Source organism: Pseudoalteromonas luteoviolacea NCIMB 1942 (genome assembly GCF_001625595.1).
In the GTDB taxonomy this organism is placed as follows: Bacteria; Pseudomonadota; Gammaproteobacteria; order Enterobacterales; family Alteromonadaceae; genus Pseudoalteromonas; species Pseudoalteromonas luteoviolacea_A.
The window spans coordinates 1-11,224 of record NZ_AUXT01000083.1; the positions used below are offsets into that span (position 1 = coordinate 1).

15 protein-coding genes are annotated in these 11,224 nt (G+C 44.1%); all 15 read right to left on the minus strand.

The features are described 5' to 3' along the window. The coding region (locus N482_RS05260; protein WP_155730498.1) for a hypothetical protein at positions 1-1,356 on the minus strand (1,356 nt) is incomplete at its 3' end. Positions 1,357-1,633: 277 nt separating this feature from the next. Further along, positions 1,634-1,891, minus strand: a complete 258-nt coding sequence (locus tag N482_RS05265; RefSeq protein WP_063359625.1) for a phage tail assembly protein — start codon at positions 1,889-1,891, stop codon at positions 1,634-1,636. A 3-nt stretch (positions 1,892-1,894) separates the two neighbouring features. Next, positions 1,895-2,410: a phage major tail tube protein gene (locus N482_RS05270; RefSeq protein ID WP_081227770.1), complete on the minus strand. Its 516-nt coding sequence runs from the start codon at positions 2,408-2,410 to the stop codon at positions 1,895-1,897. Beyond that, on the minus strand, positions 2,410-3,702 hold the full coding sequence (locus tag N482_RS05275) for a phage tail sheath subtilisin-like domain-containing protein (RefSeq protein ID WP_063376074.1): 1,293 nt from the start codon (positions 3,700-3,702) through the stop codon (positions 2,410-2,412). Before N482_RS05275 ends, N482_RS05270 begins: the two co-directional genes overlap by 1 nt. A gap of 165 nt (positions 3,703-3,867) precedes the next feature. Next, complete coding sequence (locus N482_RS05280) at positions 3,868-4,203, minus strand: GPW/gp25 family protein (protein WP_063376075.1); 336 nt, start codon at positions 4,201-4,203, stop codon at positions 3,868-3,870. Next, entirely contained in the window at positions 4,203-4,505 is a 303-nt protein-coding gene (locus tag N482_RS05285; RefSeq protein WP_063376076.1) for a PAAR domain-containing protein, read from the minus strand. The genes N482_RS05280 and N482_RS05285 overlap by 1 nt, the downstream gene beginning before the upstream one ends. 3 nt (positions 4,506-4,508) lie before the next feature. Next, entirely contained in the window at positions 4,509-5,360 is an 852-nt protein-coding gene (locus tag N482_RS05290) for a phage baseplate assembly protein V (RefSeq protein WP_063376077.1), read from the minus strand. Between the two features lie 8 nt (positions 5,361-5,368). Then, positions 5,369-5,941 (minus strand): hypothetical protein, encoded by a 573-nt coding sequence (locus N482_RS05295; RefSeq protein WP_063376078.1) that lies wholly within the window; start codon positions 5,939-5,941, stop codon positions 5,369-5,371. 140 nt (positions 5,942-6,081) lie between these two features. Then, the gene (locus N482_RS05300) at positions 6,082-6,300 is read right to left on the minus strand and encodes a phage tail assembly chaperone (protein ID WP_063376079.1); all 219 of its coding nucleotides are present in this window, start codon (positions 6,298-6,300) and stop codon (positions 6,082-6,084) included. A 19-nt stretch (positions 6,301-6,319) separates the two neighbouring features. Beyond that, a complete protein-coding gene (locus N482_RS05305; RefSeq protein WP_063376080.1) occupies positions 6,320-7,102 on the minus strand; it encodes a hypothetical protein in 783 nt (260 codons plus the stop codon). Positions 7,103-7,118: 16 nt separating this feature from the next. Next, positions 7,119-7,322 (minus strand): hypothetical protein, encoded by a 204-nt coding sequence (locus tag N482_RS05310; RefSeq protein WP_063376081.1) that lies wholly within the window; start codon positions 7,320-7,322, stop codon positions 7,119-7,121. Beyond that, a complete protein-coding gene (locus N482_RS05315) occupies positions 7,323-8,120 on the minus strand; it encodes a hypothetical protein (protein ID WP_063376082.1) in 798 nt (265 codons plus the stop codon). Between the two features lie 20 nt (positions 8,121-8,140). Next, positions 8,141-8,704: a phage tail protein gene (locus N482_RS05320; RefSeq protein WP_063376083.1), complete on the minus strand. Its 564-nt coding sequence runs from the start codon at positions 8,702-8,704 to the stop codon at positions 8,141-8,143. After that, complete coding sequence (locus N482_RS05325) at positions 8,704-9,918, minus strand: phage tail protein I (protein WP_063376084.1); 1,215 nt, start codon at positions 9,916-9,918, stop codon at positions 8,704-8,706. Before N482_RS05325 ends, N482_RS05320 begins: the two co-directional genes overlap by 1 nt. After that, a complete protein-coding gene (locus N482_RS05330; protein WP_063376085.1) occupies positions 9,911-10,810 on the minus strand; it encodes a baseplate assembly protein in 900 nt (299 codons plus the stop codon). Before N482_RS05330 ends, N482_RS05325 begins: the two co-directional genes overlap by 8 nt. Positions 10,811-11,224 lie beyond the last annotated feature (414 nt).

Sequence of the window (11,224 nt, forward strand, 5' to 3'; positions counted from 1 at the left end):
ATCGCCACTGGCAATGCCTTTTAAATCTAGCTGCTTTAATGCCGGTAAGGCAGCATTCAACGTCGTTGATACCTGCTCAAACCCAACAGTTCTAAGTAGCTCAGGTGCGATGTCAACGACTTGGCTTAAATCACCATCGATCACACCAGCAAGATCCAATTGCGAGAGAGCTGGGATATGTTGCGCTAAAGTTTGCTGAACTGCGGAGAGATCAACCGCTTTAAGTAGTTCGGGGGCTGCCTCTTGAAGACTGCTCAAATCCCCTGCCATTACCGCAGAAATATCGACCTGTTGAAGCGCTGGTAGCGCATTTTCGAGAGTCTGCGCTGCACTCGACATATCTAATGCATCAAGCACTTCTGGTGCTGCATCGACTAAACTTGATAAGTCACCGCTAAAGATTTCTTTAACATTGAGTGCCTCAACTAGCGGGAGTGCACCTTCTAGCGTTTTTGCCGCATCAGATAAATCAAATGCATTCAAAATTTTTGGAGCGGCACTGACTAAACTCGTCAGATCCCCTGCTAGTACGTCTTTCACATTTACTGAGGAGATAGCAGGAAGTGTTTGTTCAACAATCGCACTCGCGTCATGCATACCCAATGAGTCGAGTACTTTTGGCGCACTTTGAACAAAAGTGTTTAAGTCTTGACTAAATGCCGCATTATTGCTGCTCTGTGATAAGCTTTTAGTCGCACTATCAAGGTACCCATTAAACTGTGTCATACCAAGCGCATCGACCAATACAGGTGCGGCTTGTTGAATACTGTCTAACTGCAAAGCCAGTGTGCTCTGCGCATCTGAACTCGATACCTGAGCTGTGGCAGTCGCCAAAGATTCACTCAAAGCATTGAGCGGCAAATTGTCGAATAATTTAGGGAGCGCAACTTGTAACTCCGCTAAGTCGCTACTCGCTGCTGTTTGCAACTGTTGAAAATCCAAAGCTGAAACTTGCTGAGCCAGCGCTTTGATAGCGCCACTTAGGCCAGTACCGTCACCAATTTTGGCATCTACTTGTGCTTTAAAAGTGCCTGATTCTTGCTCAGTTTGCGCCGCAGCTAGCACCTGCGCGCTCTGTGTCACTGCATGATTAGACTTCGCCTGTGCAGTTGCAAACTGCGTCAAATGCGTTGAAATTACTTGACTGGTACTACCAAGCAACTGATTTACATTAACATTCGCCAATTGCGAAATTACAGCCTGTAATGCGTTAGTATCTAAAGGCTTTTGCGCTTTGACTAAATTAGCCAGCATACTGCCTAATTGAACATTCGGATCAACCTGATCCTGCTTAGGAAGGCGGTACTTTACTTTGTTCTTTGAACGGTCTTTAACAGACGATTCGTGATGTTTCATAATAATACCTAGGAAGAGAAATAAGCGGGAATTTATTGATTGCGCACTACAACAGGTTGCAATGCGCCAAGGTTGATAGCTCAAGACCCTAAAACTGCGCTTAAGTCCTTGAGCTATCAAACTTGCGCTGGTGAAAAAAAGGCGGGTTACCCCGCCTCTGTCGCTTCTTTATAATCAATTGCTGCCTCGAACCACTCGATGAGTTCATCCTCGGTCAGCGCATTGAGTTCTTGCAAGCCCCACCCTGTGTACTTAGCCAGGGCAATCACCATTGCTTTTAGACGCTTGGGCGGGATACGAGAAAAGCCTGGAGCGCCTCACGCAACTTTACAAAGTCGCTCCAGTCTAGTTCTTCGATGATATCGGGAGACACTTCACACAGATGTGAGAAGTAACGGATTTCGCTTTCTGATTCGCTGATATCCGCTTTATCAACCATTAACCGATCGCGCACTTTAGGTCGTCTCATATTTAGTTCTGCATACTCATGCCCATCGACCGTAACAGGGAAAGTCAGTTTAATGATTTCAGTCATAGATTACGCTCCGATTGTCTTGCGTAGGTTCGCCATATGGTCAACACCCGCGATTTCGCGGATATCGTTGTATAGGTCGATGTTGTAGATAACTTCGTTGTTAACTTCTAGCTTGTACTTTTGAACAGCATATTGCAGCGTCATTTTCGCTTCTTCGCCGTCTTTCCAGCTACCCATGTCAACTTCTTTGAAGAAGCCATGAAGAGTAACAACTACAGGCTCAGGTGCAGCACCTTGCTTCTGGATAGCGCCACGTGCAGTTAGGTTAATAGTTCTACCTGTACCACCCCAATCGCCAAGAAGCTTAAGTACATCAGCGTTGTACTCAAGTAACGTGATTGAACCTTCTAACTTCTCTAGTTGGCCAACATCTAACTCGATTGGCGCTTGGAAGCCTGAAGTTACTTCACGTGTTTTAACCGTCACTTTTGGTAGTGAAATTTCGTCTGCAACGCCAAGGTAACCCTTACCATCTACAAACAGCTTTGATTTTTTTAGGATTTTTGGAGACATTGCCATTATACGATTTCCTCTAGGTAGTTGTTAGTTAGAATGCTCTTGAACGTGATGTGCTCAGCTGGTGTTGGTGGTGTGAAGTCAAAGCTGAAGTACACTTTACCAGCCTGAATGTTTACAGGTGTATTTAGGTCTTCATCAGCCCAAATTTGGCCACCTAAAATCGCACCTTGTGCTTTCAAGCTGTCTAGATAGGCTTGAACACTTTCAGTGACGTCTTTGATGTAAGTTGATGTGATGTTGCGGTCAACAGCCCACATATGTGCACGAAGTAATGAGTCATTGATCATGTCAGCTGTACGTACCACAGATAGGAAAGCCCACTTAGGGTCCGTAGAACACGTGCGGTTGCCCCATAGCTTGAAGCCATTTTGACGAATGATTGTTGAAACTTCTTTTTCGTTTAGTAAGTTAGCACGTGCGTTTTTATCACCAAGCTGGAAGTCTACTGGGCGAGTAGTACCAACAATGCCATTCATTGCGGTGTTACTTGGACTCCACCAGAAACCACGGTCGTTATCTGACTTAGCAATCATACCCGCAACGCGTGCAGATGCTGGTTCTGACACAGACTCACCGTCTTTGAATACCTTGACGTGTGGGTCAACAATGAAAACTCGACGAGACGCTATATCACCACGATAAGCTTTTGCTTCTGCGTCATCAATGTTAGGGCCATCTGCAATAATCACTGCACGTAATCTTTCAGCAACACCTTCTAACTTTGCAACAACTGCATTTTTCTCACCATTGAAACGGTGATGAGTGTAACCAGGGGCTACTAAAATTCGAGGTGTCACACCAAGTACCGATTCAGCACCAAGGAATGCGTGAACGCCTGTATAGCTGCCATCCGTTGAGTCTTTAACAATCTCAGCAATTTCAGCTTTAACTTTGTCTTCACCTGTTAAATTGCTTTCATCAACGCGTACGGCTACAACAACAGCACCAGCTTGGTCAAAAATACCATTGATAGCCGCCATTAGCGTACCTTGCTCTGCTGCAGGTACTTCTGTAATTGTTGCAGCAAAAGCTTCCGCGTCAGCTTTCGACATGCCTTCTGCTTCTTTATCTGCCGCTACTTTAGCTTGATATTTAGGCAAGTGAACCAAGTCAGCTGCATCTGCTCTTTTTCCAGCAATTAAAACCGGCATATTTGCTTCAGCAAACGCACTGCCATCTTTAGCGTATGGTGCTGTACCAATAACGCCAATTACTGAACTTTTTACTGTTTTAACCGGGCGTGTACCTGAATCCGCCTCAATTACTTCTACACCGTGTAGAAATCCCGACATAGATATCTCCTTTAAAGGTATGTCAATTAGCTAATAAAAAGCCATGTTGCTCAACTTGAATATTCAAGTGAGACAACATGGCTTAAGTTGAATAAGTCCCTATACAATTGCGCACAGAGAAATATGATTTATTAAAATGTTGAACTGAAGGTCAACTATGAAATGTTAAAGCTTGATCCCCTCAATGGTGATCGGCTTATTATTAATGAGGTAGAGCCCCTCAATCGTAATATCTAATTTGCCCTCGCCAGCAGGGTGTACCGATACCCCCTCCAAACGAAAGCGTGGTTCCCATTTGTCTAGAGCAGTGGCTATCGACATTGTAATATCACCCACTAAATTATGAGAAAATGGGCTGTCTAATAGTTCAAATAGACCACACCCATAGTCTCGTCGCATAACGCGACTGCCCAGTGGTGTCGTCACAATATCGCGAATGCTTTGCTTTAGGTGCGCAACGCCACCCAAAGGTTTGCCTGTTTCGGCATTCATGCCAATCATTATTTATCCCCTACAGTAAAGCTACCCACGCCAACAGCAATTTTTCCACCGCAGTTAGTGGGATCTCCCAACCTTGCAACCGCTTTTCCACCAATAGTAAAAGAGGGCGCACCAGCAGAAACAACCATCCCTGAATGCTTCACTTTAGGGTCAGGTATATACACATGGTCACTTACACTGTCACCTTCACGCAAAACATCCACGCCACCGACAGTAAACTTCGGGCCGGACGCCGTAATGGTGCCTGGTGCATAGTTAGCATGAACATCTGTAATTGCGCCATCAACTGAAATTGCAGGCATAATTTATCCTCCTTGAGCGGCGATGGTCGCACCATCCAACTTTAAAGTACCCAAAGCTTTCACCGCCATTCCAGCTTTTGATTCTACGAGCGCTTCTGCTTCAGAGGTTACTGTAACCCCACCTTGCTTAGTCGTGATTGCCATCGTGCCTTTTTTAGCAACAATGTTGGTGCCATCATCCGTTGAAGTAATATTCACTGACTTTCCCTGCAGATTGAGAGCTTCAAGTGCTGTAATAGACACATTTTTTTCACCCAATACCTGTGTTTCACCCAAAACTTTCACGTCAGCATTGTTACCCACATGAACCGATGCATTGTTTTGGCATTCGATGTTTATGTCTCCACCTGAGTAAATATTGATTTTGGCGGGTGCTTCATCTTCCCCAGAAGGTACAAAAATATCATAGGTATGCTTTTCACGGTCATACTGAACTATGGCACCGTCTTGATAACGAGTACGCTGTACATGCTCTCTAGATTCAGGTGCCACAGCTTGTAGCGCTTGCACTAAGCTGCCGCCCGCACTTGTCGCATCAGTAACGTGAGTCATCTTATGATGAGGTTGTTGATGCGCATTCGCATATAAACTACCCAACACAACGCCTTGTGCAGTATCACCACATGGCGAGAGTACTATGACTTGTTCGCCCACTTCGGGTGCCTGCCACGTCATGTCTTGCGCTGCTTGACTAGTAAGCCATGGCAGTTTCGCGGTCAGCCATTCCCCTATTCGCACTGTCACCCTAGCTAATTCGTAATCCACTTCCTCCACTGTACCCACAGAGATAAGCTTGGCAAAGCGATGCTGTAAATCTGAGGCGGCCAGTTCTGACTGCTGTCGATTAACTAACATATTTCCTCCTAAGCAGGTGTGGTAGTCTTGCTGATTAGCGTGTATTCGCCCCCTTTCGGGCCTAGATATACTTCTTTGACTTCAGGTCCGGCCGGGTCATCTGGGTATTCCACTTGATAATAAAATGCCCACTCAAGCGAAGCTTTCGCTAGCGTCGTGCTAGCCTGGTGACTGAATGTAAAGTCACTTTTCTCAGCAATAAAGTGCTGCCAATAGGTGGGCATTTCGTCCACCATCACAAGTGCCTCACACTGACTTATCAACTGGTCAAGTCTTTGCAACAGCTGCGCGTTATCGGCATCTTCCAACTCAATTTCTAGCTGCAATTGCAACACTCTTCTATCGAGCGAATTTGGACTGAGGTTTTTGTTATACGACGGTCCATACGTCACGCCTTTGTCGGCGCCTTTTGCCTGCAGTTCACTGGCTTGACGTTCGCCTAGCAGCTTGACTGTCAGTTGGGCTTGCTGCGTCAGATCTGGGTAGGGTTGTGTGGCTTTTAACAGCCCCACTTGTGCCACCCCTTGAAGTCCAGATGATAAGCATTCAAGCACCTTATTGATTAAGGTACATCTTTGCATGAGGTTAATTACTCTTTAAAGTTAAAACTTATGATGGTTGTGACTCGTGGGAAACAGGTGAGTCGAGAAGGACGAAATGCCCGAACAGGTTACGCAGGAAATGGAAAGCGCGCTTAATATTTAGTTCTGCGCACTACAACCTATTCTGTGAACTCATATTTCGGCCAAACAACTTCTGTGGGATTAGTTGCTGTTTCAGGCAACTTTCTCAGAGCCTGACGGTAATCTGAAAGTTCAACTGGTATAGGGTTAGATTTTTCCAACGTTCTTAATACCCATACATCTGATTCAATTAATAAGTTATTTCTACGCGAACGCACGGTCACCCATGAAACATCATTCCAATTGACACTGGACATTATACTAATCTCCTTAAATTTATTGATCCCAAGAAGGGGGGGTTTGCGTGACTCTATATACGCAAGGTCGGCCATAAATTGATGAGTATTCACACTGCGCTAAAAAATCCCGGTGCATTTCAGTAAAATCTTTTTTCTCTATTTTCAAAGTCACACGAGCACGCCCTGCGCCCAAGTTTCTATTAGCTTGCCTAAAAAACACATCAAGTGTTTTCCCTTCATCTGCTTTTGTTATGCTAATTTCTCGAGGGTCGGAGCCTGGCTCTGAAATATAGAGCTTGACGACATTATCCTTAAATACTTTTTTTACTTCTATATAAGCTGATACACGGTCAAGTGACGAAGATCCATTTATAATGATGTGATCGAAAATACCAACAGAGCCTCGATGCTCCATAAAAAAGTCACATTTAAATCTATCGCCTCCACCAAAATTACCATCAGCACCATCATGGTCGGCATCAAATTCAATAAGGTTGACATAATATGGATCTATATCTGCTGGAGCATTGCTACCATTCGCGCCTACGTTTAAACGCGCTTTTACTGAAAAACGTTTGGTCACCCCCTCCTTGAATACGTCAACCCCATTGATTGTTTCGACTAACCCATTTTTTAAATTATTAAAGTTAGTATCAAGCTGCTCTTGAGAGTGGTTAACTTTGGTATCCACCTCAGCAATTTTTGATCCCAGTGTGCTGTTGATATTTCCAATTTGCTGCTGCACTGTGTCACACAGTACATTGGCGCGTGCCGCAACATTAGTGAGGCGCTCTGTGATAGTTAAATTATCGCTAGACATGCTTTATCTACCTACTCTACTTTAACGGTGGTGTTTGAATCTGACTTCTGGCAAATTCACGTTGCGCTTTAATTTCTTCAGGCATCGCCACGCCGGTTTCTGACTCTCTAATTACATACCAGTCTGTCTTTTTTAAAAAAGCACGTAAATCGATATCAATATCATATTGGCTGCGCACACCGCCTAGCTCATCTACTTGATTTGTAATGTTCTCTAACATTTATTGCTCCCTTTCAAAAACAGGTCTTTCAAAATAACCCCAACGTCCTGCAGGCACTCGCCCTGCGACAATACCTGGTAGAGCAATGAGACAACTTGCGCCTTTCTCTAAATAAATATGTGGCCCATTGGTATGGCTCGTACCACCATCATGGTCACTAGCATAAACAATGCGTTCGTACCACGTATTATCAGCAGGAATAATGCCTGTGAATGAACTGGTAAAAGCAACTCGACCTTGTTCCGCTTTTATCCAAATTCCATGAGAAGCATCACCATTTAATGGAATTTCCCCTTGATAAATTGAAAAACCGCCAGCTAATGTATCTGGATACTCCACGCCTTCTTTTGGCCTGATACGCATAATTGCAAAATCTGGCGTACTCCACTTAGGTGCATCAATATTTTTTAAGTCACGCCACATTTTCTGGATTTCAGGGTGTTTTTGGCTCGACTCTACACCATGTTGACTAAAAGCAACTATTTCACAGTGATACTGTTCTACCCGAGAAGTAAAGCCGTCAGGAATCCCAATACTGCCGACGGTTAATTGACCGTTTACCTTTAACTCTTGGTTTTTAGTTAGTCTAAAGAACGGAATTTCTCTCTTAAAGTCGCTTTCAATAAAACTGTTAACTTTCGTCTCAAATTCAGTAATTTTGGTCGCCAACTTCTGTTGTTCCAATGTCAAGGTTGTATTGATATTGGCAATTTGAGAGTCAACTGTATTGCAAAGTTCGTTCGCTCTTGTCGCGACATTCGCTAAATTTTCCGTGATAGTAGTGTGTTCGTTTGACATATAATTTCCTAATTAACCTATTAAAGCTTTTCCAGCGCTGCCAAGCGTAATTCTTGTTTTAGTTGCCGATGCATTGTATCCAGCTGCACCAAGGTTAAATCCGCCAGTTCGTTGTCTAATAACATATTGAAGTTATCCATACCCGGCTTTATCTCTACGCTATCAGACGGCAGTTGCGCTAAGCTCAACGTCACACTTTGTAAAATCTTTACATCCGGCGTTCTATAGCCAAGCGTACGGTTGGGCTCAGAATAAACTCCTAGCAGGATCAGGTTGTCATCACTACCAGCAGGTTCGTCAATCTGAATAAAAACGCCGACTTCCTTAATAGCGTATTCTGGCATTGAATTCGCTTTGTCGAATAACGCGACCACTGTAACTTGATGGTTTTCTCCCACTTCATAGTTGTCATCACGTATGGGTTGTAACTCTCTCATGCTTTGCAAACGCGTTTGTGTTTGCGAAGGTGTATAGCTTTTATCACCAAAAGCCATATGGCTTATTTGTGCTTTTTTTCCGTTGGCTTTAGCAGCCAGCAAAGCATCTAGCCCCACCTGAGTAAACTGCAGCATTAATGCAGACATTAAGCGGCTCCTTGTAAATTAAAATGTTGATATATAATCTGCCGAGTTGCGCTCACCACATACTCATTCCCAGCGCCACAACTTGGCAGAACCCCTTGACCTTGTGGGGAACTATGTATTGAAAAATAACTTGTAGAAGCCCCGCAAGCTGCATAATTTTTGGCTAATTCGAGTGGTTTTATACCCACACCACCCAATGTAAAATGCTGTGCATTTCTACTCTTCGTTGCACCGCACAACCGAATGTCGCCTGTATTTGATGGAGGCTTAATCCCCTCTCCTGCAATTGAAAAGTGTGATGACTGACGTACCTTTGCCGCCCCTGTACACCATAATTTATCTTCAATTTTCGATGGTTTAACCCCCTGCCCCACTGGCGCATCAAAGCGCTGGACAATCGCGGGGGCTGTCACACCAACAGCGCCTACCCTCTCTTCAAATGCCAAGCCTAACTTTACATCTATATGTATCGAACCTCGTTGTACAGATTCAATAATACGGTGTACTCGCTTTAACATTTGAGGGGTCAGCAATCCTTGCTGTTGCTCGTCCAAATTACTATTTATCAATGCCCAGACCTGAACAGTGCCTCGGGGTAACTCTTCAACGTTACCTCCCTGCCACCACTCTTTAATTTCTGTTTTTATATTTAGGCTATCGAGCGCTTTTTGTAGTGCATACGGGGTGCCTTTCACTTGGTGAACAGAAAATGCATCGGCGATGACTTGCCTTTTGAGCACTTCACTCCAGGCTTCATCCCACTCATCTACTGATACTGACCATGCAAGCCATGGCAACAACTCTGCAGGACAAAGAAATGGATTCCAAAGGCTTGTCATTAATAATCTTGTGTCATTCAGCACACAAGCTGATTTAACTAACGCTCTTTTCTCAATTTCAGAAGCATCCTTGTCCCAATTCTCAACTGGGATTTGCTCTGCTATTTCTTGCAACTGCGCAACACTGCAAAATTCAGGAACATCAATCAGTGCTATTAATTGTGCTGTTTGGCATTGCGCCAAGCTGGTTGGATCGGCGAGCACATCTCTTGGTTGTACACCACACAACTTTGCCAGCCAAACTAACTGGGCATCACTACGCGTTGAAAGCTGTAGTAGCGAAAGCAGCAACTTGCGTACCGAGTTACTGGGTGTTAATACCTCACCCAAAGATTGAGTTAATGTGGTGGTATTTGAAGGTAGTAACTTACTCATAGACATTTTCCATGGTGACTGTAACCGACTCACAAAAAGGCGCTTCGGTGTTGGAAGTCGCGATGTCCTCAATAGGGCTTAACAAGGTCACATCTTCAACCCCAGACTGGTGAAGAGCTGCGTAGATCCCTGCTCTTGTCACTTTTTTCCCTAGATATTGCCTAGATTTGCAATATTCGACCACCGCTTGCTTGGCTGTTGAAACAAGCGTTTCACCAGAAGGTCCATAGAGAATCGACAACTCGGCCTGAACTGAGAAGGGTTTAATCGTCGCTTTATTTACAGTCACTCGGTCTCCAAGCGGCCTTACTTTAGAGACATTCTCATTCACTTTGGGTTGCGCTCTTCCTTGAGCCGTAAAATACTGTTGAACAGTTTCTATTAGCGTATCGCTCGGGCGACCATTGTCTGCATGACTCAAAACCGTCAATTCGATATCACATGGCTCAGGGCTCTGCACCGAGACATCCTTAATGTCAGCATCACAAGACATCGTATGATAAATATATGATTCACTGCTTCCTGCGGTATTCAAGCCATTAAATGCTAGCTGAATACGCTGCCTAAAGGCGTTGTCTGATTCCTGCGGTTGCGCTTTTCGCGCTATGTTGTACCTCGCAGCAATGGCATCTAAATCATTGCCCTGCGCTGAGGCCAGCATGTTACCCTGAATCGCATCGTTGAGACTTTGAGATTGTAATAGTTGTTGATAAGCTAGGGTTTGTAAAAGCAGTACAATCGGATCACTTTCCAATGAAAGCGCCGCTTTATACTGTGGGTTATCAAGTAGAAATTGGGCCTTTAACTGTTCATATAAAAGTTCAAAATCGAGCGACTTAAACAAATCTGGAACGGGAACTTTCGACAGGTCCAATTTAGTAAAACCACTCATAAAATATTTCCTAAAATAAAAAACCCACACCTAGGTTGATGTGGGTTTTGATTCACGGGATAACTGTGTAAGCTTTTTCAAGCTTAGGTGTATCTTACTGATTTTATGGGGCTAAAACAGGTCAATCCTGACCGCCTCAAACCAGTTACAAGCCCCCCAACTAAAAAAGCCACAACCGCTTATATTTCCATAAGCAACACGACCTTTAAATCAACTTTGATTGGGTGTTCAGCTTTTCTCAAGCTTAGGTGTATTTTACTGATTTTAAGGCTTTAAAACAGGTCATTCCTGACCGCCTTAAATCAGTGATAAACACCTCAAATAAAAAAGCCACAACCGCTTATATTTCCATAAGCAACGTGGCTTTTTAATTAACTTAGATGGTGTGTTGGGCTGTAAGCGTCGCCTAAACCA

Bases quoted from the DNA above. Each gene is read 5' to 3' on its own strand.
- N482_RS05305 (WP_063376080.1), bottom strand. From the start codon at position 7,102: ATGTCTAGCGATAATTTAACTATCACAGAGCGCCTCACTAATGTTGCG.
- N482_RS05270 (WP_081227770.1), bottom strand. From the start codon at position 2,410: ATGGCAATGTCTCCAAAAATCCTAAAAAAATCAAAGCTGTTTGTAGAT.
- N482_RS05320 (WP_063376083.1), bottom strand. From the start codon at position 8,704: ATGTCTGCATTAATGCTGCAGTTTACTCAGGTGGGGCTAGATGCTTTG.
- N482_RS05265 (WP_063359625.1), bottom strand. From the start codon at position 1,891: ATGACTGAAATCATTAAACTGACTTTCCCTGTTACGGTCGATGGGCAT.
- N482_RS05325 (WP_063376084.1), bottom strand. From the start codon at position 9,918: ATGAGTAAGTTACTACCTTCAAATACCACCACATTAACTCAATCTTTG.
- N482_RS05300 (WP_063376079.1), bottom strand. From the start codon at position 6,300: ATGTCCAGTGTCAATTGGAATGATGTTTCATGGGTGACCGTGCGTTCG.
- N482_RS05275 (WP_063376074.1), bottom strand. From the start codon at position 3,702: ATGTCGGGATTTCTACACGGTGTAGAAGTAATTGAGGCGGATTCAGGT.
- N482_RS05315 (WP_063376082.1), bottom strand. From the start codon at position 8,120: ATGTCAAACGAACACACTACTATCACGGAAAATTTAGCGAATGTCGCG.
- N482_RS05280 (WP_063376075.1), bottom strand. From the start codon at position 4,203: ATGATTGGCATGAATGCCGAAACAGGCAAACCTTTGGGTGGCGTTGCG.
- N482_RS05290 (WP_063376077.1), bottom strand. From the start codon at position 5,360: ATGTTAGTTAATCGACAGCAGTCAGAACTGGCCGCCTCAGATTTACAG.
- N482_RS05285 (WP_063376076.1), bottom strand. From the start codon at position 4,505: ATGCCTGCAATTTCAGTTGATGGCGCAATTACAGATGTTCATGCTAAC.
- N482_RS05310 (WP_063376081.1), bottom strand. From the start codon at position 7,322: ATGTTAGAGAACATTACAAATCAAGTAGATGAGCTAGGCGGTGTGCGC.
- N482_RS05330 (WP_063376085.1), bottom strand. From the start codon at position 10,810: ATGAGTGGTTTTACTAAATTGGACCTGTCGAAAGTTCCCGTTCCAGAT.
- N482_RS05295 (WP_063376078.1), bottom strand. From the start codon at position 5,941: ATGCAAAGATGTACCTTAATCAATAAGGTGCTTGAATGCTTATCATCT.